Origin of the sequence: Acinetobacter sp. YH12039 (genome assembly GCF_013420015.1) — a bacterium.
Taxonomy (GTDB): Bacteria; Pseudomonadota; Gammaproteobacteria; order Pseudomonadales; family Moraxellaceae; genus Acinetobacter; species Acinetobacter amyesii.
This window is the reverse complement of the sequence record NZ_VOZA01000002.1, coordinates 25,303-47,753: the sequence shown is the minus strand read 5'-3', so window position 1 is coordinate 47,753 and position 22,451 is coordinate 25,303. Positions and strand designations below refer to the sequence as shown.

Genomic DNA, 22,451 nt, shown 5'->3' with positions numbered 1-22,451 from the left:
GAGATCACCCCTACATGACAAGCCTTTTTTATAAAAAAGCATCTTGTTTGTTTAAATAAAAAACAATAGTGCTTTTTTTGTATTTTTCTTAAGCAAATTCAGCAACTAAGTCGCTTTTTAAGCGATAAAAATCCACCAATCTGTCATTTTTTTGCTTCATCAACATGTGTTGCAATAGCTGAGTAAACCCTTGATATTGCAGTGGCAGATCAAGCTTTAAGCGTTGGCAATGTAAATAGGCCCAATCTTCATAGTTTTTCGCCTCTAAACGCTGTGATGTCAGCCATTCCAAAAAAATAATCCCCAGCGCATAGATATCACTGTGCAAAGATTTCGCTTGTCCATGGAAAAGTTCTGGAGCCATATAACGTGGTGTCGCAGTTAAGGCATCTAACTGATCAAATTCTAAAGGTAACGCTTGCTCAAAATCGATGAGTCTGCACTGCCCTTGCCAATTCACAAAATGCTCTTGTTTTAAATCTGCATGTATCCAACCGTGCAAGCTTAATCGTTCAACCACATCGAGTGCTTGCCATAGCACTTGCCTCACCTGCGCAAGGCTCAAATTCGATGCAGGCTGTACGAACCAAGGCTCGGCATTCGGGAGTATTAATAGGCGATCAATAGACTCTTGCTGAATACTGAGATGCGACTGTTTTATCACTTGAAAAGGTAGCGTGATGCTGTTTTGTGTAGACGCTTGACTAAATAGTTGGTACAGCTCAATTTCACGACCAAAACTAGCTACATGTTCAGGACTGCTGTCACTGACTTGCGCCTTGAGCCAATAACGTTGTTGATTGAATTGAAATTGATATAGACGACGCCCAAAAACCAAACTTTTAGATTTGGTTTTTGGCTCATAAATGATTTGCGTTAAATCTGTGGATTTAAACCGCAATAAACTCTGCATGTCGTTGGCTGGGTTCATTTTGATAATTTAATAATTCCAAACAATGCTGAATGGTCTTACCGATACGGGCTTGCGTTTCGATTAATGAAATCTTCGGCCATGTGGCTCTTTCACCTTCACGTTGCAATACCTTAAACAGATAAGGTCGAGGATTTTGCAACATATAACTATAGTGTCTTAAGCCATATTTCCCCACAATATTGACATCACCATAGTAACGCTGATCCATCACGCCATAACCATGATCAAGCAAACGTCTAACAGGTGGAATACTTCCTGCGCGCTCACGGGCAAAATCCATAACCCCTTTACTAATCACCTTACCTTGACGACGAACGATCCGCTCAGGCCAACTCAACATGCTTTTACGAAAGCGTGCAGCATCATCCTGCATAAACGGCACAATATGCGGATTGACCTGACTGGCGATACTATAATTAATATTATATAGACGTGCCATTTTCTCCTGTGGGAAATCACTGCGCACACTACCATCTACCCAACGTGTTGCCGACATATATGGCGTAAATTGCCCGTCATAACGCTTACTGGTCAGTCGTACCGGTGGAAATAGAATGGGCACTGCACATGATGCCAGCACTGCACTCCATACCAACAAATCGGGTGAGGTATAGGCATTCATAATTCTTGCATCTTGTGATGCATCATAAGGCGCAACTGCCACATTGATATGCAGACCAGATTGCTTATAGGCTTCGAAAAAAGTTAAGTCACCTAAGTTTTCAACCAAAAACTTTTTCAGATATTTTACATCCGCCAAGCCGCCATTACCCTGCACTAACTCAGTCAATTTCCGAAAGTGAAATGCCTCACTAAAGAAGTTTTGTCCGTTTAATAAATTGGTAAATTCTGACGGTTTAGATACACCCAACATCCCTGTCATAATGGCGCCAGCACTGGAACCTGACAAAACTTTTGGCATGAGGTCTTGTTCCATCAGCGCTTTACACACACCGGTATGAAACAAGCCTAAAGTTGAACCGCCGGAAAACATCAATACAGGTTGTCCATAGGCTTTTTGGCTTTGTTCAAAGAATTCAATTTTTTGTGCAGCATTGAGACAAACGCATTCTTCGGATGCAATAAAGGCCAAACTTTGACTCACCTCATCAACATAGTCTTCAATAATTTTTTTGGTGCCGACGTAGGCTTCTGTAAACAGCAAGGGATGGGCAATATTGCCCACATCATAAGTTAAACCTTCACTTAAAATGTACATCAAATCTCGAGTACGTTTCTGAGCACGATATCGTCTCAGTAACCCTAAACGATGAGTAATAATTTCTGCATCAAAATACGGTGAACTATTATCGAATTTCCATTCTTGCGCACCCGATTCTTCATCTATTTTAAGTGCGATATCTTTCCATTCTTCATAACATTCAGCACGGTCGAGCTGACGCTTTAATTTTTTTATCCGATATGCCTGATGTGGATTAATACTTTTTGAAAACCCTGTAAACAACATGACTATCCCTCAGCACACTTTAAACTGTTCACTCAGCTAGATTTATAACAACTTTTTGGTTATTCGAATAGCGCTGATCTGCCAGAACAATCATTTAACTTTGACATATTTCAGCAATTATAACTGCATTATTGATGTACACTGCTGTCATATACTAACCAACAACAAGACACGACAAGCTGACTTATCATGGCTACAATTGATTTACCTGACAACATCCTTCAATCGCTATCTACTGTACTCTTACAACTACAGCACAGTTTGCCTGAGCTTAAACAAGCACCCGATTTTTCGAGTATCGCGTTTAAATGGCAAGATAAACAGCTTAAAGCCATTCAACAGCCCAAAGTCATGTATTTAGAAGATTTAAAAGGAATTGAACGTCAAAAAGAAAAAGTGATTCAAAACACTTTACAGTTTTTAAAAGGCTTACCTGCCAATGATGTTTTACTCACTGGCTCTCGTGGTACAGGTAAATCATCCATCGTCCGTGCTCTGCTCACCCATTATGCAGACCAAGGTTTACGTTTAATTGAAATTGAGCGTGATGATCTATCTGATTTACCAGAAATCCAAAATTTAATTAAAAATCGCCCTGAAAAATTTATCGTATATTGTGATGATTTGGCATTCAATGCTGAAGATGAAAACTATCGCAGTTTAAAAAGTGTTTTGGATGGTTCATTACAATCAGGTTCAAGTAATTTTATTATTTATGCTACCAGTAACCGTCGTCATTTATTGCCTGAATTCATGCATGAAAACACACCTGTAACCAAGGTAGATGTGCCTCAATATACTGAGCTCCATCCACAAGAAGCGATTGAAGAAAAAATATCTCTTTCTGACCGCTTTGGGATGTGGCTGTCTTTTTACCCAATGGATCAAAATTTATATCTCGAAATTGTGGAACACTATCTTGCCAAGGCTGATTTAGCCATGACCAGCGAAGTTCGTGCTGAAGCCTTAAGATGGTGTCAGTCTCGTGGGCAGCGTTCAGGCCGTGCTGCTTATCAGTTTTCAAAGCATTGGATTGGGTCTGAAAATCTAAAGGCTTTGGAAAAATAACGTCTACAATATTTTTATGATCTGAAAATATAAGTTCTGCAAAGCCAGTCAGATTATTTCAAAAAAAGCAGCCACATCCTCGTTGGCTGCTTTTAAATGCTAATCTAAGAATTTAGCAAACTCGATTCAAACTCTTGATTAAATCAATTGCTTGAAAATCATTAAGAACACACCGCTTATGGCGCTAAATTGAGTTGAGCGATTCACATATAAGGTTCTGATGCCTAATATTTTGAGTTTATAATTGCGCTATGCTTGTGAAAAACATATATCAATTACACTTATATTTTCCTTTAAATTAACTTTAATCATATTTGTATCTTCAAAAGTTGAATCAAAAATTTGCTTTTCATTTTTTAAGACTTTGAATTTCCCAATTGAGGTTGCTTTTGATACGTCATTTTTCAAGACATCTATTTGAATTTGTTCTTCATTTTCAGATTTTGCTGATACAGTAAATTTCAATGCACTTGTTGGAATACCACGTAAATTAAAATGCTGATTTACAATTTCCTTTAACAATGTCTGACATTCAACAGAGTTCTTAAAAGTACTCTTTAGCTCAGTTGCTGTTTCTTGTTTCGTACTACAAGCAGACAAAGAAATAACCATAAATCCTAGTGCTAATAATTTATTCATCTTTAATTTTTTTAGTTAAGTTTAAAACTTAGCATAACAAAAGACTCAGATAGATGAACATAACATTCACTATAATTTTTTTTCATTTCCCCAAAAAAAAGAGGCTAATTTAGCCTCCTTTTTAACCGATTTTTACGCTTCGTTTGGATTACTTAATTCCGTCATCGGCCAACGCGGTGTAGTCGTAACAGACAAACCATCATGCTGACCCGCTTTAAGACGCTGATAACCAGCAAACGCAATCATTGCACCATTATCTGTACAAAGCGCAGGTTCTGCATAAAACACATTTGCACGGATTTTTGCCAAGTCAGCTTCTAAGCGCTCACGTAAACGTTTGTTCGCACTTACACCACCGGCAATAACTAAACGTTTTAAACCGGTTTGTTTTAAGGCTTTAACTGATTTTTTCACCAATGTATCAACCAACGCTTCTTGGAAAGATGCAGCGATATCCGCCTCACGACCTTCGCCTTCAACTTTTTTCAATTGAACTGAAACGGCAGTTTTTAAACCACTAAATGAAAAATCTAAGCCTTGGTGTAGCATTGGACGTGGAAATTCAAAGGCATTGATGTCGCCATTCATCGCCAATTTCGAAATATTTGGACCACCTGGGTATGGTAGCCCCATCATTTTAGCGACTTTATCGAATGCCTCACCTGCTGCATCATCAATCGACTCACCCAATAATTCATATTGACCGATTCCATAAGCAGCCATCAATTGAGTATGTCCGCCAGAGACTAAAAGTGCCACAAATGGAAATTCTGGTGGAGTTTTAGACAACAAAGGCGCCAACATATGACCTTCCATATGATGCACGCCAATAGCAGGTTTATTCAGTGCAAATGCCAATGTGCGACCAAACAATGCGCCAGTCATTAAGGCACCCATCAAGCCCGGTCCGCGGGTATATGCAATGGCATCAATTTCAGATTTATCTATCTGACTTTCTTCAAGCAATTGTTTTATTAGAGGAATTAACTTGCGCACATGATCACGTGAAGCTAATTCAGGTACCACACCACCATATTCTGCATGCAGTTTGATTTGGCTATACAATACTTGTCCGCGTAATCCTTGCTCACTATCGTAGAGTGCGAGTCCTGTTTCATCACACGAAGTTTCCAAGCCTAAAACGATCATTAAACTGCCTTTTGCCCATTTCAAAATATTGCGAAACCTATTATAGACTTGTGATATGAGATGTAAATGAGTAAAATACTGACCTTCACTTGTGATCAAGGGTAATTCGACCCGAGATCTTATCCATAACTTAATGAGGATTCTTCATGCCACAAGTTAAATTGAAAGAAGGCGAACCAGTAGACGTAGCTATCCGTCGTTTCAAACGTTCATGCGAAAAAGCAGGTGTTCTTGCTGACGTTCGTAAACGTGAATTCTACGAAAAACCAACTCAAGAACGTAAACGTAAAAAAGCTGCTGCTGTTAAACGCTACCAAAAGAAATTGGCTCGCGAATCAGTACGTACTACTCGCCTTTACTAAGATTAATTTGTGATTGATTGACTAACCTGGACAAGATAAATGACTACTTTAAAAAACCAAATAACTGAAGTTTTGAAAGCAACAATGCGTGCTAAAGAAATGGATAAGTTAACGGTAATACGTAGTCTACAGGCAGCAATCAAGCAAATCGAAGTCGATGAGCGCATAGAGCTTGACGATAACCAAGTTCTTGCGGTCATTGAAAAGCAAATCAAACAACGCAAAGAATCGGTTAAAGCCTTTTTAGGTGCAAACCGAGATGATTTAGCTAGTAAGGAACAAGCCGAGATTGAGGTGTTATCTCAATTTCTACCAGAAGCTATGACTGAGGAAGAACTTGATTCCATCATTGCGCAAACGATTACTGCGCAAGAAGCTACTAGCATGAAAGATATGGGTAAGGTGATGAACTCTCTACGTCCGCTCATAGCCGGACGTGCCGATCCTGCACAAGTTTCAGCTAAAATTAAAGCGAAACTCTCTTAATCTTTCATCTATATTGTTTGATTTGGTCTATTTAAGTACGCTGATGACTTAAATAGCCAAATTATCCAAATTCAAAAAAAATTCAAATCCACACATCATTTATTTTTCTTTATCATCTAACGATTTCATACTTACAAATATCTCGCCAACTTCCATCTACTGGATTTTGAATTGCAGCTTGTTCGATTTCAATCAATTTAAAATTTGCTCGTTCACATAGACGTCGTGCTTGCTTGTTTTCTACATCTACAAAAGCGTTTAATTGCTGAAATCCTAGATCATTCAATAATTGATCCACAAATAACTGCAAAGCTTCTGTCATCAAGCCCTGCCCTTTAAATTCAACATTTCCCCAAAATCCAACGGCAGCTTGGTTTTCCATCCAATTGATTTGATGAATATCCATGACACCTAAAAAGTTATGCGACTGTTGCTCACGAATCACATAAACAAAATTTTCCTGATTTAACGCTGCCAACACTCTCGAATCACAAAATGCCAATGAAGCATCTAAATTAGGTTCTTGTAAGGACCAAGCCAAACTTGCAGGAAACATTCGTAAGGTTTCTATACTTTGACAAATAGCCTCATAAAGTGCTTTTGCATCGTGGCGCTGAATCAACTGAAGCGTGATTCTGCCATGACTCATACCAAAATCATCGAGTTTCATTTTTATTCAGTTTCTCGTGATGATTTAAAATGCTTATAAATTTATTTTTAATTTAGGGCACATTGCACATTATATTTTTTTAATAATTGCATCTCTTTTGATGCGATCACCTGCTGAATCACATCCTGCTTATTCATATTACGGTACTCACGATCTAAAAATGCACGATTTTCGTCTGCAGCACGATATAGATCATTTACATAAGTCTGAACAATACCGCAGTATTTCACTTGCTGGTCTGCTTTAAATCCCTGTTGCTGTGGGTCTAACTGACTAAAAAATTGGCGTACATCGGTTTTATATTTTTCGTTAATATCATTCACAGCGATCACATATTGCTCTGCGCTCGCTGCTGCAATATTCGTTGCTAAGCCCAACAGACAGGCCGCTAAAATTATATTTTTCATTTGTAAGTTCTTAATCATAAACATTTTACATCCAGCTAGTTTACACTGATTAATCTAAGCCACTAAAACTACAATTTGCACTTTATAATCGACATAGATAAGTGCATCACAGTTGAAATCTTTATATTTTTAAGGCTCTAGACTAGCAGATTTACACTTAATTTTACCTAATGAGGTTCCACAGCTCAGTTGCTAACTCATTAGGTTCCCTCATCCAACGCCATTCAGTTTCTTTAAGATGATAATCAAAGTACTCTTTTGATATGCCGTTAAACTTTGCTAGCCTTCTTTTACAAAAGCTCCAAAATGATTCTATTCCATTTATATGACATTCTCCTCTAGCAAACTCATTTGCTCCGTGATTTACCCTAAAATGCTTTGAATAACCCACATCAACAAGACCATTATAGCCACGCCATCCATCACTATAAATCACACTCTCAAGTGAAACTTTACCAATGATAACCTCTTGTAAAGTCTTCATTTTACAGTCAGGTACGATTTCAGTATAGACGCGCCCATTACGTTCGAATATTCCAAATACTGGCTGTTTTAGAGTCCCACGACCACGCTTTAACTTTCCATGAAACCCACGTTGCCTTTTCGCTCCAAAATAGCTTTCATCTACTTCTATTGAACCAACAAACTTAGCTCTTAAATCTGTTTGATGATCATAGATAGTTTCTCTAAAAAGCATGTACCAATAGTTAATCGTATTACGATTTAAATTGAGTAATAAGGCTGTTTTGGAAGCAGGAATATCAACACAAAAGCATTGAATAATTTTTTTAATCTTGTAGTGACTTAATTTACTGTTTTCTATCATGATTCTAGACTAACATAATCATTTTGCTAGTCTAGAGCCTTTTTAATTTCCGCTCATTTTGCATTTCGTCTACACGCTGCTTGATTTTTGCAGAAAGACTTTTCGAGTCTTTGGCGATGCGCTGCGCCTGTAGCAAAGATTTAATCGCGCGTTCTTCATCCCCGCCCCAATACTCTACTTCAGCTCGATATCGCAGCACATTGACCGAACGGAAGCTTGCATCTTTGTCTGCATCAGCCATTTGCAACATCAGTCGCCAACCACTCAAGTCGCGTGGATTTGCTTGTAAAAATCGCTGTAGAATCAGTTGTGCTTGCGCATATTCTTTGTTTCGAATCAAAGCCTCTGCATATTTATAATTTAAAGCACGATTTTCAGGCATAATGATTGCCGAACTTTTCACAGCGTTCACGGCTTCAGCCGCTTTGTTTTGACCCAACAGCACATCGGTCTGCAAAATAGTAAAAAGTGCATGCGAAGCATTTTGTTTTGCTGCTTCATTTAATAACTTTTGAGCAGCACTAAAGTCACCTTGTTTAATATGCAAGCTCACCAAAGCCAACTCAGCTGCATAATTCTTTTGCGCCACCATCGCATTTAATTGCAATTCAGTCGCCTGACCTGACAGTACTCGACTATACCAGCGCAGAATTTCAAAATCTTGATCAACCAAACTGGTTTTAACTTGAGGCAACTGATTGGCACGTAAGCGCGCTTCGCTCATACGCTCCGTGGTTAAAGGATGCGTCAACCAAAAATCAGGCAGAAAGCTCACTCGACTCGTAGAGCGATGCATCACTTCAAAGAAGTCAGCCATGCTCTGCGGATTGTATCCAGCACGATACATATACTGCATCCCGATACGGTCTGCTTCACGTTCTTGATTGCGGCTATAGGTTAGCTGTTTATCCATCAAAGCGGCTTGTGAACCCATCATTACAGCCGCACCGACATCACCATCTGCCTGTGAGGCCACCAAGGCTCCGACCAAAATACCGGCTAGTGACAATAAACCTTGCCCTTTAAAAGCTTCTTGTGAACGACTGTAATGACGTTGTGAGACATGTGCAATTTCATGCGCCATCACCCCTGCCACTTCATCCATGTTGCGAGCTGAATTAATTAATCCAGCATTTAATGCAAATAAACCTCCCGGCACAGCAAAAGCGTTAATTTGTGGATCATTAATTAATAACAAACCGACCGGTTGGTTGAGTTGGGTTTGGCTCAAAATATGCGTAAAGACAGATAAAAGACGATCTTCCATCCACGGATTTTCAGTCACAGGAAGTTGACGATGCACCTCACGATACACCTTCTCGCCAATGGCACGCTCTTTTTGTTGATCCAACAAGCCGACACCACTACCTATTTCAGGCACAGAAAATTGTGGGGATGAACTAAAATCTACGGACTGCGTCTGCGCCAATGTCGAACAAAGCCCGAGACCACATGCCAGTAAAATCTTTTTCAAAGTCTATTCTCTAAATTTCATATTCGTACTTCATCGAATATAGCATTGAATTTTGGTGAATTATGGAGAAAACTGTTGTGATTGTTTATTCAAATTTTGGATTGACCACATAGCGTGGCGCGCACTCATGTACCAAAACATCCACTAGATTTTGATAAGCCAATTCCGCCATACGTTTACGAGTTGCCGCTGTTGCTGAACCCACATGGGGTAATGTCACGACATTGGCTAATGTAAATAATGGCGATTCTTGAAGTGGCTCTTGCTCATACACATCTAAGCCTGCTGCAAAAATTTGACCACGACTTAATGCATCGATTAAAGCGGCTTCATCAATCACTGAACCGCGTGAAATATTGACCAATACCGCATGCGATTGCATCAAGGCCAACTCACGTTCACCAATTAAAGCTTTCGATTCTGCATTTAAATCCACTGCAACGACCACAAAGTCAGCACGTTGCAACAAATCATCCAAATCACAATATTGCGCTGATAACGATTCAGCCAATTCAATTTTTTCTCGGCGATTATGATAGAGTACATTCATATTAAAGCCGTAGCGAGCACGACGCCCAATCGCTGCGCCAATATGTCCTAAGCCAATAATACCAATAGTTTTAGCAAAGACATCCATACCAAATTGCTCAGGACCCACTGTACGCTTCCACTGCCCTTGTTTGGTCCATTGATCCAATACAGGCACTTTACGTGCTGCACTCATCAACAAAGTAAATGCTAAATCTGCTGTAGTTTCCGTCAATACATGCGGAGTATGGCTCAACCAAATATTTTTTTGATTTAAAAATGCTAAATCATAGTTGTCATAACCGACACTTACACTTGAGATGACTTTTAATTGTGACGTATGCGCTAAATTCGAAGCATTCAACAAACGTCCCGCACCGATCATGGCGTCAGCATCTTTTGAATGCTCAAGAATTTGCTGATTCACATCGCCCAATTTAGGGCTAATTTGGAAAACTTTAAATTGCTGTTCTAAACGTTGAATTATTTCTTGATCTATTTGACTAAAAACCACTACTTTTTTTTGCATAAATTTTCCATTTACGTCATTTAAGTATTTTGTCCTGCCTTGTTTTGCATAAATTGCCATAGGCGTTTTTTCAATAAAGGCTGTTCAATCATTTGCTGTAAAGATGCCAATGGATACACTTTCTCATGATCTAGATGCGGAATATCGCCTAGACAAATGACATTTTTATCCAAGCTCATCGCATCGATAAAGCCCTGCACATAAGATGCTGCACCACGACCATCTTGCAAATTCACCCAACCAAATGGCCACTGTAAGGCAAAAAAATCTGCACTGACTGCGCGCTGAATATTGCTCCACAAAACTTGCTGCTCTGCCGTTAATTCTGTGGCATCAATGACAATGACACAGTGCATTAAACAGATGGCTTCTAAGTTAAACGAAGGGATTTGAACAATTGGACGAACTTCAACAGGCTCAACAACCTTTGGTTCATCTTTAGGTGCTTCTACAGATTGATTTACAACAATATCAACGTTCTTTTTAAGCTCAGTCTGTGATGAAACAGGCGTTGGCTGAGGCTCATTTTTGAGTAGAATTTCAGAGACTATTTCAGGAGCCGCCTGATCTCGCCAAATATTTGAGCTAAATTGCTGACACGGAGCCGCCTGAGGAATCCATATATCAATTCCCATTGCCGCCATTATGCTTCGCTGATGCCCAATCATGCTTTCATTTTCACCTATTCAAGGCTTGTTATTCTAACGGGATTCACTCTGTTTTGCTGAACTTTTATAAATCAATTAGACCACTCTATTTCTCTAATGATTATGTAGACTTGCTCAGACTACTTTTGACTTAAAATTAAACAATTTATTCATAAATCAAGCCGCTATAAATAATTATACGATCATTAAACTATTTTTCTTTTGCATTAGTTCAACTATCTCAGCTGATTCAAATCCAATACGCCAATATAGTAGCTGCAAAACATCCAACTCATCTTGCGTGATAATTCGATCATTCCATAAACATATTTCAGCAACCCCAAGAATGCTTAACCGCTCACGCAGCAGCAGCCCAGAAATATCATTTAGGATTTCAGCCAAATCAATTGGCTCATCAGATATATCGCGATAGAACTCTAGTTCTTCTTTCGTTAAGATTCGATTGAGGATTTTTTCACGCACTTCGAGCTGGTTATCACTGTTAATTTGTTGCACATGCAGCAAGGCATCAATCAAACGCACAATACTGGGTTTTACATCTTCTAAAGACGTAGGCGTATGTGCAGGCAACAGATTTAACTCATATTTGACTGTTTCAAGTAGTAATGCATCGAGTAATCCAATTTCACCATCTTCTTGAATAATCTTGGCCAGCTTGGTTAAGAACTGCCGAGAAATTGTTGCAGGCATGGTGCCAATATTTTTACATGCCTCATGAAAAATTGAGATATGCACACGACCATCAAGATTCAATAAGGCATCCACAATCGCACGACTGACTTCAGCTTCAGTCGGAATAAATTCTCGATACTGACGAATCATTAAAATCGCAACCATCACCTCACGCGAACCGGTTGCAGTTTGCAAGGCACGTTGGATCAATTCAGGCCGCTGCCAATTTTCACGAATCTCGGGGTTCAACGGTTTAATTGCATCTCGTATCGCAAAACTGATCGGTGACAAGCGCAGTAAAGGTAATGGTTGTGGCGAGTTCCATGGAGTTGCAACATCTGGACTGGCTTCTTCTAGTGAACGGAACAAATAAAATAGCGGTTGGTTTCGCAGTTTTTTTAAATTTTCTAGTTGCAGGTCATGAATGAGCGCCGGATTTAATTCAAAAATGCGCTGTTCAATACTTGGGTGAATATTCATCCAGTTTTGCGGACTGAGTGAGTTTGCAAAACACATATGAGAAATCGATTCCGCATATTCACTATGAATTTGCGAACCTGAATGATGCACATAAATCCTTAATAAGGTTTGAATATTGGCATCATTTTGAATCAGACGTTTAGTTTTCTGGTCATTACGATAGGTTCGAGAACCCAAAGAGATATATTTAATAAAGCGGGAAATCAAAACACCTAAACTACCGATCAACCAAATAACTGCGCCAATCGCTACAAAGAGCGTTTCAAACTTATTGTCCCGTGCTTGTCCATTTTTATAGAAACCACGTTTTGCAATTTTACTGCCCCACTGACTAAAGGTCGTCAAACCGCTATATAAGATTTTCAAACGGGTATTTTCAGCAGCTTCCCCCGACAAGATCTTATTAAATTCATGGCTCAGCAAACCATACATTTCCATCTCATCTAGGGTTTGTAAGGCACCCCAGGTTAAAATGATCGATGTATCTCGAGGGCTAAAACCAGCGGTGAGCGCATTCACACCCACTTCATCAGGTAAGACATAAAGTGCAGGAGTATCGATTAGAAAGGTATCTGCCAATTGCTCTGTCATACGCAGTGCAACACTTTCTTCAGGAATACTTTCTATCAGACTGAGACGACGCGCACCTAACTGTTTGGCAAGTGAATAACCACCTAAGCGAAAGGTGTAAAAATCATAGAGAACTGAAACCAACATAATCAGCAGCACAGCTGCCACTAAAAATGGGCTAAGGACATGCCAATAGATAGACTGAGTGGAATCATAATAATCCACAATTAAACCGACAATTACATTAATAATTGCGACGGTCAAAAACACTGCCGCCATACACATGGTGACAGGCCAAAACATATTTTTGTTTTTTATAAAATCATAACCCACACGTCTCAATGTAATACCCTTAAGCTACATTGTCTTTTGTTTGCTCATCATAAATGAAAAAAGCGGGAAATTCCCGCTTTTTCAGTATGTTTTCAGCAGATTATTCTTCGCGAACACCTGTTAAATCCACAGAAGCCGCATCAATGTTGACATCGATATAAGCTGGCTTTTCATTTTTTGCAGAGTCATTACGCTTACGCTCTAATGCTGCTAAATATTCAGCATCAATACCGCCTGCCACATATTTACCATCAAATACCGAGCAATCAAAGTCCTGTAACTCAGGGACTTTCTTGGTACGTACTGCAGATTTCAAATCTTCCAAGTCTTGGAAAATTAGGCGATCAGCACCAATGATTTCACGAATTTCTTCTACACTTCGTTCTGACGCAATCAGTTCAGATTTGGCTGGCATATCGATACCGTAAACGTTTGGATATTTCACCATCGGTGCAGCAGACGCAAAGAAGACTTTTTTCGCACCCGCATCACGCGCCATTTGAATGATTTCGTTACAAGTCGTACCACGAACAATCGAGTCATCGACCAAGAGTACGTTTTTGCCTTGGAACTCTAACTCTACAGGGTTGAGCTTTTGACGCACAGATTTCTTACGAAGTTGCTGACCCGGCATAATGAAGGTACGACCGATATAACGGTTCTTCATGAAGCCTTCACGGAATTTCACACCTAAGGTATTTGCAAGTTCTAGCGCCGAAGTACGTGAAGTATCAGGAATTGGGATCACGACATCGATATCGTGCTCATCGCCCCATTCACGTAGAATTTTCTGAGCAAGTTTTTCGCCCATTTTCAAACGTGCTTTGTAAACTGAAATACCGTCAATGGTTGCATCTGGACGCGCAAAATATACGTATTCAAAGATACAAGGACGATATTCAGGGGCTACTGCACACTGCTTGGTCGACATCACGCCATCAGCAGTAATATAAATTGCTTCACCCGGTGCAATATCGCGCTCAACTTTAAAGCCAAGCGCTGTAATTGCGACAGATTCAGACGCAATGATATATTCCATACCATTTTCAGTTTCACGAGAACCGTAAATTAATGGACGAATACCATTTGGATCACGAAAACCCACAAGGCCTTGACCTGTGATCATAGCAACAACCGCATAACCACCTTTGCAACGTTCATGCACACGTGAAACCACGTGGAATACATCTTCAGCACTTGGTGTAAGTTTTGCGCGTTTTTGCAATTCGTGAGCAAATACGTTTAATAATACTTCTGAGTCTGAATCGGTGTTCATATGACGTAAGTCAGTCTTGAACAAGTCATCATGAATTTCAGCAGCATTGGTTAAGTTACCGTTATGTGCAAGCGTGATGCCATAAGGTGAGTTTACATAGAATGGCTGAGCTTCAGCACTGCTTGAAGAACCAGCAGTTGGGTAACGAACATGGCCAATACCATAATTACCCTGTAATGCACGCATATGACGTGTGTGGAACACATCACGTACCATACCCGTATCTTTGCGCAGGAATAAACGACCATCCTGACAAGTTACGATCCCGGCTGCATCCTGTCCACGATGTTGTAACATCGTTAACGCATCAAACAACATTTGGTTAACAGGTGATTTACCAGCTATACCAACTACTCCACACATAGCAACCTCGCAGACAAGCTAGGGTTAATAAAAAGGATTATTTGTTGACTCACCTGATCCAGAACGTCCGTGCTTGTTCTGCGACTCAGATGGTAGGTCTGAAGATTTCTGAGCATCTTCAGACTGAATATGATGAAGTGCTTGATTTGCAGCATCTTTGGACAATTCGGTTGCCCAAGGCGCATATGGCAATAATGACTGAACCATTTTAGATTGTTTCCAATGTGGTGAACTTTCTACCCAAGGACCTAGCCCCTGCATAGTGATCAGCACCACCAACAATCCTTTTAAGCTTCCGAAAACACCACCTGCCAGTCGATTTAACGGACCAAGCTTTAATGTTTTCAAAATACTGTTCAATAACCATGTCGCGACCCAAGTCATGACTACAATCAACAATACAATAAATGCGAACGCGGCAATCTTCTGTACCACTGGATCTGTACTTAAAGATGTCATCGAAGGTGCAAGGACGGTTGCATACTTTGCCGCAATGACAAGTGCAAGAATCCATCCAATGAAGTTCGCAAAGGCTTTTACAAATCCTTGACGCAAACCGTTAAGCCCTCCAATGAGCAAAATAATCAGTATAAAGATATCAATGGTATTCATGATATTTACAATGCGTCTACGCAGTCTTTTACAAGTGTCGGACCTGTATATATGAGGCCACTATACACTTGTACAAGGCTTGCTCCTGCTTTTTGTTTCGCAACAGCATCTACGCCCGACAAAATACCACCCACACCGATCAATGGAATTTGACCGTTTAATACTTTAGCAAAAGCCGCCAAACATGCCGTACTTTTTTCAAAGACTGGCGCACCTGATAGACCACCAGCTTCATCACCAAATGGAAGGCCTTCAACACCTTCACGTGACAAAGTCGTATTGGTAACAATCAGACCATCAATTTTAAATTTTAACAATTGTTGTGCAATAAAATTAATGTCTTCAGGTTCTAGATCTGGTGCAACTTTAAGTACTAAGGGTACATAATGTTGATTTTCATCCGCCAACTCGAGTTGACTTTTCTTGAGCGTCTCTAACAGTTCAGTCAAAGCATCACCGCTTTGTAAGCTGCGAAGATTTTTTGTGTTAGGAGATGAAATATTAACCGTAATATAAGAAGCGTAGTTATAAACTTTTTCTAGACAAATCAGATAATCGTCAACTGCTTTTTCAACAGGTGTAACTGCATTTTTACCGATATTGATCCCAAGTACACCCTTAAATTTTGCAGCTTTTACATTTTCGATCAGCTGATCCACGCCATCGTTGTTAAAACCCATACGGTTAATAATGGCTTTTGCTTTCGGTAAACGAAATAAACGAGGTTCAGGGTTACCTGATTGTGGAAGGGGTGTAATTGTACCAATTTCAATAAAGCCGAAGCCCTGGCTCGCCAGCGCATCGATATAAGCACCGTTTTTATCAAGACCGGCTGCTAAACCAACAGGATTAGGAAATTCGATTCCCATACATGTCACTGGTTTAGACGCCACGTTTTGACGCATCATTCCCATCTTGTGAGAAGATTTCAACAGCGATAATGTCAGCTCATGTGCACGCTCTGGTGCTAAAGTAAACAACAAAGGGCGGGCTAGAGAATACAACATATCTATAAAAGTCTACTGCTTTTTAAGTCGGCATATTATAGGCACAGCACAAATAAAACACCATGCTTAGCAGATCTTTATTTTTACCGATTATTGTACACTCGCTGTTAATTTGATCTGTCCCGCTTCAGAACTTAATTCCATCTTTTCAATACTTAAACCCATTTGAACCAATTGCGTCAAAAAATTGGCCAGAATTGCATAATTTTCATGCATCACAGCAATCTGTATTTGCTCGCCGACTTGTTGAGATGCTACTGACAAGCCCTGTTGTTGCGATACACGCTGAACTTTTTCCAACGCGCTCAGTTGTGTATCACCTGCTGGTTTCATCGTGACGGCATTACTTTGCATCCAAACAACAGTATCTTTGAGTTCATTCACGCGCTTTTGTTGAAAATTTGCAGCTTTGTTCATATAAAACAGTGCCGAACCAATCGCTGCCACTACAACAAAAATTGTGGTAAAGATCACCATGACTCGTTCACGAGTAGAAAGTTGGTCTAAATAATCAGTGATGCGCTCAATTTGCCCATCTATACGTTGCTGTAGGTTTTCCATTTTTATCATTATTGTATTTTCACCAATCCAATCGCGCCGTTGGCACTTGGTTGAATATTCCCTAATTCGACTTTAAAACCTTGTTGTTTTAATTGATCAGTTAGGGTTTGTAGTACTTCTGCCGAATTAGCTTTTAACTCCATATTCAGCATCGAGGCTTCATAGCTCACACGATTTGCAGAAATTTGGTTTTGCATTAGAACAGGACCAACACGGCTCAGTAAAGACAAAGCCTGTGCATTGCCCGTTTGACTCTGACGCAATTGTGATTCGAACTGGCTTTTCAGCGTTTGTTCAGTGACAGGATAGCTTTGACCAAACCAATATTTAAACTGATCAATCGCTTGTGCCGCAGTGATATTGGCCACTTTTTTGTATTGATACCAGCGAACTGCATCATAACTAAACTGAGTAATTAGAGCCGCAACCAAAACAGCTGCACATGCTTTCCAATAGCCACTCACACCCGTATTGGCTTTGGCTTTCGGCAAAACATTGAGTGGGTGTTGTTTCGGTTTTTTTATATTGGGTAATTCATAATGAAAAGATTCAATGTGATCATGCGTTACAGCGGCTTCAAGACTATGCGTCTGATCTGAACTTAGATTTGAAATCTTATAGTTCGGCTGACCAATTTGATAATCTAAGTACAAAGCCAAATCATCAACGGATTGCCCGACATATTCACCATTTCGGACCAATAAATGACCGCTGACATTTGCCAAAACATGTTGCCCTGATTCTGGACTTGGTAAGACCAAAAAGTCAGGTAATAACGAAATGACTTTTACAGGAATTAGCGTCAAAGCATGCTGCATCGTTTCGACTGCACTATGTGCAATCCCCATGACCGTTAATTCATCTGGACTTTGAAAATGATGCAATACTTTCATTGCATCCAAAGGCAAAATGACATATTCCTCAAGTAAATATTTTACGCCGTCTGGGCCAAGTTTTTTATATTGGTTTTTTGGAAAATTTTGCTGAATGATTTGTACATCACGACTCGGAAAGAAAACAACCGCTTCCTTTCCCGCATGTGGCTGAATTTCCTGAATCAACTGTTCAAGTGTCGATGACTGCTTCCAGAAATCCCCTTCTGACCATTGCCAAACCCCATTGGCTTCGGGCATCCATAAATACAACATTAATTTTTCTGCCGTTTTAATTGGTTTTTATGTTGATGGTATAAACGTTTTAATTTGTGTTGATAACCCTGGAGCAATGACCGCTTGTTCATAAATGCGCGCTTCTGCCAAAGCATAGGGATTAAAATATTCTGAGACCAAAACACTGGCCATATGTGCCACAACGTTCATATGGCACACCACCACAATAGACTCATACGGTAAATGTGACAACCATTCCACTGCAACTTTGGCATCATCTTCCGGTTTGATGGCATTACAAATAACCACAGGCACATGTGGAAAATGTTTTTGCAAAGATGAAAGTGTTTGCTGCGCACGCAGTAGCGGACTCACCACAAAAACGTCTGGTTGAATTATATCTTTCAAATATGCTGCAGTTTCTGCCGCTTGAGTTTGTCCGCGCGCTGTTAAAGGACGCTTTTCATCATTCCCCATTACTGGCGGAGCAGCTTCGCCATGCCTAACCAATGTCAGTTGCATAAAATTTCCTTATTCTATTCCGCACATTATATACAGCCAGTATGACAAAGCTATGTGTATTGCATATTAATCAGCAAACTTAAACTTGCTGATGTGGCAAGACAAATTCAACATCACTGCGATGGCCATTTTTCATCAGTGACAATGCAATATTCAGTGCCGGCGCACCTTCAAAAATCACTTCGTACAAGGCACTGGTAATTGGCATATACACACCGAGCTCTTCAGAGCGTGCGCGTACTTGCACAATCGTATTAATCCCTTCCGCAGTTTGTCCGAGTTCTTTGGTAGCTTGTTCTAAGCTTTTACCACTACCGAGTGCAAAGCCGACTTGGTAATTGCGGCTGAGTGGACTACTACAAGTTGCAAATAAGTCACCGACACCAGATAAACCTAGGAATGTTAATGGGTTTGCGCCTAATTTCACTGCAAAACGGCTCATTTCTGCCAAAGCACGTGTCAAAATCATACTCTTGGTATTTTCACCGACACCATAAGCCGCAGCTAGACCCATCGCGACTGCATAGATATTTTTCAGAGCACCGCCCAATTCCACGCCATGCACATCATCACTGGCAAATACACGGAACAACGCACTGTGTAGCGCTTGTTGAACTGCATAACGAACCAGCTCAGATTGGCTTGCGATCACTGTTCCTGCTGGTTGTCCTGCAACAATTTCCTTCGCCAAGTTTGGCCCTGAAAGCACACCATAAGGGACTTCAGGAAGTTCTTCACGAATAATATCGCTCATAAAGCTAAAGGTATTGGCTTCAATACCTTTGGTTAAAGACACCACTGCTTGTGACGTGATAAAAGGCTTGATCTGCTGTAAAACACTACGGAAAGAATGGCTCGGAATGGCCACTAAAATAATGTCACGATTACATACTGCTTTTTCTAAATCTGAAACAGCGAGCAACCCAGCTTCTAATTGAAAATCTGGCAAGTAACGTTTATTGATATGTGTTGCATTGATATCCGCAGCCGCCGCCTCATCACGAATCCATATCATGGTGTCACAGCCATTACGTACTGCGGTATTGGCCATCGCAGTACCAAAACTCCCGCCACCCAATACCGTAACACGCAGTGCAGTTTTTTGGTCAACTGACACAGGGCTAACAAGACTTGCAAAATCAAGTTCTGACATTGTTCTTTTATCCTAATTTCTTTACTGATCGATCTTGTTCAATCGAACTATTTTTCACTTTTATTGGTTTGTTTTATGCCAATGGCTTACAAAGTCAGCAGACTGTATTTCAGCACGCGGTGGAATTGCTTTCACTGCTGTACCGATATAAATAATGCCTGAAATCAAATCATTTTCCGTTAAGCCTAAGGCTTGTTTAAACAATTTAGATTCAACCACCGCCCCACTACGCCACATGGTTGAAAAGCCCTGTGCTTGTAGAGAGAGCAAAAAGTTTTGTACTGCTGCGCCTGAACTTAAAATTTGTTCGAAATGCGGAACTTTGGGATGATCTTGTAATTGAGTTAAAGCCAAAACCAATAGTGGCGCACGAAATGGATGGTGTTTCACACGTTCCAACTGCGCTTCTTCTGTTTGTCCAGTATCAGCTAAGGCATGTGAAAGTAATTCACCAAATGCTTCACGTTCAGTTTCAGGAATAATCACGAAACGCGTAGGCTTAAGACGATGATGATCTGGCGCCGTTAAAGCGGCTTGAAACGCATTTTCCAATTGCTCAGCATTCGGCGCAGGTTCAATTAAATGACCAATCGACTGACGCTGATGAATATTTTGATGAACTGTATCAACTGCTGATTTTAGAATTGACATCTATACACTGTACTTTAAAACGTTTGCTCAAGATTAGCATATTCTCAATAACTTACTCTAGAATGTTTACGTCAGACTCGGTGCTTATTTGTTAAGTCAGCTTTATTCACAGATTTACTATAAAAAAACCGCATAACTTGTACAGCAGTTCCCTGTTCTATAAGAAATTTTATGTTCAAATAAATCAAATTATTTCTAACTCGGGGCACCGCATGAAAAAATTCAACAAAACTGTTGCCATTGTTAGCACGCTAAGCGCAACTGTGCTTTTAGCTGCATGTACATCTACGCCAACAAAATCTTTAGCGATTCAAAAACCAAATAATCAATATGAAGTGACCGCCGTAGGTAAAACCAGTTTAGCGGCAAAAAATAATGCAATTGCAGCTGCAAATAGTACCTGTGGTAAAAATGCGACCCCTGTCGTGGTAGATGAAAAGCAAGAATACAACGGTGTATTAAAAGGCGTGGTCGATGAAAAGACAGGTCAAATGATTCAGGCGGCGGCTGGCGTACTTGGCACCATTACAGGAAATAGCGGCAGCATCAGCAAAGATGATGATTACCAAACTGTACTAACCTTTAGTTGCCGTGCAAACTAAAACGTTAGTTTGTGATTTAGTTTTGTCATTAACTCAAAATGAAATAGTCAACATGAAATAAAAAAGCCTGCAAATCTGCAGGCTTTTTTAGAAGCAAAAATTAGCAATAACCGTCTAAACGGGTTAAAGGTAATTTTTGACCAATAGCTTTTTCAATTTCAGGTAGTGAAAAAGCATCATCTTCAGACAAGAAACTAATACTGACACCACGTGTTCCTGCACGACCTGTACGACCGATACGGTGTACATAATCATCAGACTGTTCAGGAAGTGTAAAGTTCACGACATGAGAAACGCCATCGACATGGATACCACGACCTGCAACGTCTGTTGCAATCATGATGTTATGTTGACCATTTTTAAACTGATCAAGCATTTTCAAACGCTTATCTTGAGCGATTTCACCTGACAACATCACCACTTTATAACCGTCTTTTTTGAGATGATCATAAAGTTTACGCACTTGATCACGACGGTTGGCAAAGATCATGACCTTTTCAATTGGTTCATCTCGTAAGATGTCTTCCAATAATTTATATTTATCAGACTTCGCCACCATGTAGACACGTTGCTCAACGTCTGCATTGGTTTTCTTTTCAGGCTCAATTTCAACTGTAACGGGCTCAAACAACCACTGCTGTGCAAGATTGAGCACGTCATAACTAAACGTCGCAGAGAACATTAGTGTTTGGCGTTGTTCTTTACGTGGTGAGAAACGCACAATACGTTTAACTGAAGGAATAAAGCCCATATCTAAAAGACGGTCAGCTTCATCAATCACTAAAAATTCAATTTGATCGAGCCAAACTTCTTTTTGTTCCACAAAGTCAATTAAGCGACCTGGGGTTGCAACCATAATGTCGACAAAATTACGATTTAATAGATTTTTTTGCTTATCAAAATCTACCCCACCGAGCAAAGTCATGACATTGAGATCAGTGTATTTCACTAATTCTTTAGCATCACTTTCAATTTGCAATGCAAGCTCACGGGTTGGTGCAAGAATCAATGCACGCGGTTCACCACGATAACGCTGTTCCTTAATTGGATTATTCAACAAGTCATTGATCACACTGACCAAGAAAGCCGCAGTCTTCCCAGTACCAGTTTGAGCACGACCAATAGCGTCATGTCCAGCCAATGTAAATTTTAAAACCTTTTGCTGAATAGGCGTCATATCCTTAAAACCCAAAGCATCAATGGCTTTTTTAAGGTTCGGATGTAAATTTAAGGTTTCAAAACCTGATGACATATAGATGTGCCCTAATTGAATAATCACAAAATTGCTGAAGCATTATAAACAAAAAACGCCCCAATTTACATTGGAGCGTT

The 22,451-nt window shown here is 40.0% G+C and carries 24 protein-coding genes; 4 read left to right on the top strand and 20 right to left on the bottom strand.

Going from position 1 to position 22,451, the window contains the following annotated elements:
* Positions 1-88: 88 nt before the first annotated feature.
* Both FTT98_RS01280 and FTT98_RS01275 read right to left on the bottom strand, forming a co-directional pair.
* On the bottom strand, positions 89-913 hold the full coding sequence (locus FTT98_RS01280) for a protein kinase (protein ID WP_180026843.1): 825 nt from the start codon (positions 911-913) through the stop codon (positions 89-91).
* Entirely contained in the window at positions 891-2,402 is a 1,512-nt protein-coding gene (locus FTT98_RS01275) for a DUF3336 domain-containing protein (protein ID WP_180041334.1), read from the bottom strand. The genes FTT98_RS01280 and FTT98_RS01275 overlap by 23 nt, the downstream gene beginning before the upstream one ends.
* A gap of 189 nt (positions 2,403-2,591) precedes the next feature.
* On the opposite strand from FTT98_RS01275, the gene FTT98_RS01270 reads away from it, so the two are divergent.
* A complete protein-coding gene (locus FTT98_RS01270) occupies positions 2,592-3,470 on the top strand; it encodes an ATP-binding protein (protein ID WP_180041332.1) in 879 nt (292 codons plus the stop codon).
* 249 nt (positions 3,471-3,719) lie between these two features.
* On the opposite strand, the gene FTT98_RS01265 is transcribed toward FTT98_RS01270, so the two are convergent.
* Positions 3,720-4,109, bottom strand: a complete 390-nt coding sequence (locus FTT98_RS01265; protein WP_180010339.1) for a hypothetical protein — start codon at positions 4,107-4,109, stop codon at positions 3,720-3,722.
* A gap of 132 nt (positions 4,110-4,241) precedes the next feature.
* Entirely contained in the window at positions 4,242-5,258 is a 1,017-nt protein-coding gene (tsaD, locus tag FTT98_RS01260) for a tRNA (adenosine(37)-N6)-threonylcarbamoyltransferase complex transferase subunit TsaD (protein ID WP_180010338.1), read from the bottom strand.
* Positions 5,259-5,404: 146 nt separating this feature from the next.
* Between tsaD and rpsU the strand changes: the two genes are divergently transcribed.
* Entirely contained in the window at positions 5,405-5,620 is a 216-nt protein-coding gene (gene rpsU, locus FTT98_RS01255) for a 30S ribosomal protein S21 (protein ID WP_001136722.1), read from the top strand.
* A gap of 39 nt (positions 5,621-5,659) precedes the next feature.
* Complete coding sequence (locus tag FTT98_RS01250) at positions 5,660-6,106, top strand: GatB/YqeY domain-containing protein (protein ID WP_180010337.1); 447 nt, start codon at positions 5,660-5,662, stop codon at positions 6,104-6,106.
* A 112-nt stretch (positions 6,107-6,218) separates the two neighbouring features.
* On the opposite strand, the gene FTT98_RS01245 is transcribed toward FTT98_RS01250, so the two are convergent.
* The 15 genes from FTT98_RS01245 to FTT98_RS01175 all read right to left on the bottom strand — a co-directional run bounded on the left by FTT98_RS01245 (position 6,219) and on the right by FTT98_RS01175 (position 20,517).
* Positions 6,219-6,776, bottom strand: a complete 558-nt coding sequence (locus FTT98_RS01245; RefSeq protein WP_180041330.1) for a GNAT family N-acetyltransferase — start codon at positions 6,774-6,776, stop codon at positions 6,219-6,221.
* Positions 6,777-6,823: 47 nt separating this feature from the next.
* On the bottom strand, positions 6,824-7,183 hold the full coding sequence (locus FTT98_RS01240; RefSeq protein ID WP_168378953.1) for a hypothetical protein: 360 nt from the start codon (positions 7,181-7,183) through the stop codon (positions 6,824-6,826).
* Positions 7,184-7,346: 163 nt separating this feature from the next.
* On the bottom strand, positions 7,347-8,009 hold the full coding sequence (locus FTT98_RS01235) for an IS1595-like element ISAcra1 family transposase (protein ID WP_004783898.1): 663 nt from the start codon (positions 8,007-8,009) through the stop codon (positions 7,347-7,349).
* 31 nt (positions 8,010-8,040) lie between these two features.
* Complete coding sequence (locus FTT98_RS01230; RefSeq protein ID WP_180176874.1) at positions 8,041-9,483, bottom strand: M48 family metalloprotease; 1,443 nt, start codon at positions 9,481-9,483, stop codon at positions 8,041-8,043.
* A gap of 85 nt (positions 9,484-9,568) precedes the next feature.
* Positions 9,569-10,540 carry a D-glycerate dehydrogenase gene (locus tag FTT98_RS01225; protein ID WP_180041328.1) on the bottom strand — a complete coding sequence of 324 codons (972 nt, stop codon included), beginning with the start codon at positions 10,538-10,540 and terminating at the stop codon, positions 9,569-9,571.
* Positions 10,541-10,560: 20 nt separating this feature from the next.
* Positions 10,561-11,208, bottom strand: a complete 648-nt coding sequence (locus FTT98_RS01220; protein ID WP_180041326.1) for a hypothetical protein — start codon at positions 11,206-11,208, stop codon at positions 10,561-10,563.
* Positions 11,209-11,382: 174 nt separating this feature from the next.
* Positions 11,383-13,272 (bottom strand): M48 family metalloprotease, encoded by a 1,890-nt coding sequence (locus tag FTT98_RS01215; protein WP_180007308.1) that lies wholly within the window; start codon positions 13,270-13,272, stop codon positions 11,383-11,385.
* Between the two features lie 91 nt (positions 13,273-13,363).
* Positions 13,364-14,902: an amidophosphoribosyltransferase gene (purF, locus tag FTT98_RS01210; RefSeq protein WP_078193623.1), complete on the bottom strand. Its 1,539-nt coding sequence runs from the start codon at positions 14,900-14,902 to the stop codon at positions 13,364-13,366.
* A gap of 24 nt (positions 14,903-14,926) precedes the next feature.
* Entirely contained in the window at positions 14,927-15,514 is a 588-nt protein-coding gene (locus FTT98_RS01205; protein ID WP_078188866.1) for a CvpA family protein, read from the bottom strand.
* 5 nt (positions 15,515-15,519) lie between these two features.
* On the bottom strand, positions 15,520-16,521 hold the full coding sequence (locus tag FTT98_RS01200; protein WP_180041324.1) for a quinone-dependent dihydroorotate dehydrogenase: 1,002 nt from the start codon (positions 16,519-16,521) through the stop codon (positions 15,520-15,522).
* Positions 16,522-16,611: 90 nt separating this feature from the next.
* Positions 16,612-17,091, bottom strand: coding sequence for a type II secretion system protein GspM (gspM, locus tag FTT98_RS01195; RefSeq protein WP_180041322.1), 480 nt, complete (start codon positions 17,089-17,091; stop codon positions 16,612-16,614).
* On the bottom strand, positions 17,091-18,230 hold the full coding sequence (gspL, locus tag FTT98_RS01190; protein ID WP_180041320.1) for a type II secretion system protein GspL: 1,140 nt from the start codon (positions 18,228-18,230) through the stop codon (positions 17,091-17,093). The genes gspM and gspL overlap by 1 nt, the downstream gene beginning before the upstream one ends.
* A gap of 27 nt (positions 18,231-18,257) precedes the next feature.
* Positions 18,258-18,713 carry a histidine phosphatase family protein gene (locus FTT98_RS01185; RefSeq protein ID WP_078193626.1) on the bottom strand — a complete coding sequence of 152 codons (456 nt, stop codon included), beginning with the start codon at positions 18,711-18,713 and terminating at the stop codon, positions 18,258-18,260.
* Between the two features lie 79 nt (positions 18,714-18,792).
* The gene (locus FTT98_RS01180; RefSeq protein ID WP_180041318.1) at positions 18,793-19,866 is read right to left on the bottom strand and encodes an NAD(P)H-dependent glycerol-3-phosphate dehydrogenase; all 1,074 of its coding nucleotides are present in this window, start codon (positions 19,864-19,866) and stop codon (positions 18,793-18,795) included.
* 60 nt (positions 19,867-19,926) lie between these two features.
* Entirely contained in the window at positions 19,927-20,517 is a 591-nt protein-coding gene (locus FTT98_RS01175) for a nitroreductase family protein (protein WP_218954585.1), read from the bottom strand.
* Positions 20,518-20,729: 212 nt separating this feature from the next.
* Here FTT98_RS01175 and FTT98_RS01170 point away from each other — a divergent pair, with 212 nt between their 5' ends.
* Entirely contained in the window at positions 20,730-21,119 is a 390-nt protein-coding gene (locus FTT98_RS01170) for a hypothetical protein (protein ID WP_078188876.1), read from the top strand.
* 100 nt (positions 21,120-21,219) lie between these two features.
* On the opposite strand, the gene rhlB is transcribed toward FTT98_RS01170, so the two are convergent.
* Entirely contained in the window at positions 21,220-22,371 is a 1,152-nt protein-coding gene (gene rhlB / locus FTT98_RS01165) for an ATP-dependent RNA helicase RhlB (RefSeq protein WP_180003018.1), read from the bottom strand.
* Between the last annotated feature and the right edge of the window lie 80 nt (positions 22,372-22,451).

Bases quoted from the DNA above. Each gene is read 5' to 3' on its own strand.
- FTT98_RS01280 (WP_180026843.1), bottom strand. From the start codon at position 913: ATGCAGAGTTTATTGCGGTTTAAATCCACAGATTTAACGCAAATCATT.
- FTT98_RS01275 (WP_180041334.1), bottom strand. From the start codon at position 2,402: ATGTTGTTTACAGGGTTTTCAAAAAGTATTAATCCACATCAGGCATAT.
- FTT98_RS01270 (WP_180041332.1), top strand. From the start codon at position 2,592: ATGGCTACAATTGATTTACCTGACAACATCCTTCAATCGCTATCTACT.
- FTT98_RS01265 (WP_180010339.1), bottom strand. From the start codon at position 4,109: ATGAATAAATTATTAGCACTAGGATTTATGGTTATTTCTTTGTCTGCT.
- tsaD (WP_180010338.1), bottom strand. From the start codon at position 5,258: ATGATCGTTTTAGGCTTGGAAACTTCGTGTGATGAAACAGGACTCGCA.
- rpsU (WP_001136722.1), top strand. From the start codon at position 5,405: ATGCCACAAGTTAAATTGAAAGAAGGCGAACCAGTAGACGTAGCTATC.
- FTT98_RS01250 (WP_180010337.1), top strand. From the start codon at position 5,660: ATGACTACTTTAAAAAACCAAATAACTGAAGTTTTGAAAGCAACAATG.
- FTT98_RS01245 (WP_180041330.1), bottom strand. From the start codon at position 6,776: ATGAAACTCGATGATTTTGGTATGAGTCATGGCAGAATCACGCTTCAG.
- FTT98_RS01240 (WP_168378953.1), bottom strand. From the start codon at position 7,183: ATGAAAAATATAATTTTAGCGGCCTGTCTGTTGGGCTTAGCAACGAAT.
- FTT98_RS01235 (WP_004783898.1), bottom strand. From the start codon at position 8,009: ATGATAGAAAACAGTAAATTAAGTCACTACAAGATTAAAAAAATTATT.
- FTT98_RS01225 (WP_180041328.1), bottom strand. From the start codon at position 10,540: ATGCAAAAAAAAGTAGTGGTTTTTAGTCAAATAGATCAAGAAATAATT.
- FTT98_RS01220 (WP_180041326.1), bottom strand. From the start codon at position 11,208: ATGATTGGGCATCAGCGAAGCATAATGGCGGCAATGGGAATTGATATA.
- purF (WP_078193623.1), bottom strand. From the start codon at position 14,902: ATGTGTGGAGTAGTTGGTATAGCTGGTAAATCACCTGTTAACCAAATG.
- FTT98_RS01205 (WP_078188866.1), bottom strand. From the start codon at position 15,514: ATGAATACCATTGATATCTTTATACTGATTATTTTGCTCATTGGAGGG.
- FTT98_RS01200 (WP_180041324.1), bottom strand. From the start codon at position 16,521: ATGTTGTATTCTCTAGCCCGCCCTTTGTTGTTTACTTTAGCACCAGAG.
- gspM (WP_180041322.1), bottom strand. From the start codon at position 17,091: ATGATAAAAATGGAAAACCTACAGCAACGTATAGATGGGCAAATTGAG.
- gspL (WP_180041320.1), bottom strand. From the start codon at position 18,230: ATGTTGTATTTATGGATGCCCGAAGCCAATGGGGTTTGGCAATGGTCA.
- FTT98_RS01185 (WP_078193626.1), bottom strand. From the start codon at position 18,713: ATGCAACTGACATTGGTTAGGCATGGCGAAGCTGCTCCGCCAGTAATG.
- FTT98_RS01180 (WP_180041318.1), bottom strand. From the start codon at position 19,866: ATGTCAGAACTTGATTTTGCAAGTCTTGTTAGCCCTGTGTCAGTTGAC.
- FTT98_RS01175 (WP_218954585.1), bottom strand. From the start codon at position 20,517: ATGTCAATTCTAAAATCAGCAGTTGATACAGTTCATCAAAATATTCAT.
- FTT98_RS01170 (WP_078188876.1), top strand. From the start codon at position 20,730: ATGAAAAAATTCAACAAAACTGTTGCCATTGTTAGCACGCTAAGCGCA.
- rhlB (WP_180003018.1), bottom strand. From the start codon at position 22,371: ATGTCATCAGGTTTTGAAACCTTAAATTTACATCCGAACCTTAAAAAA.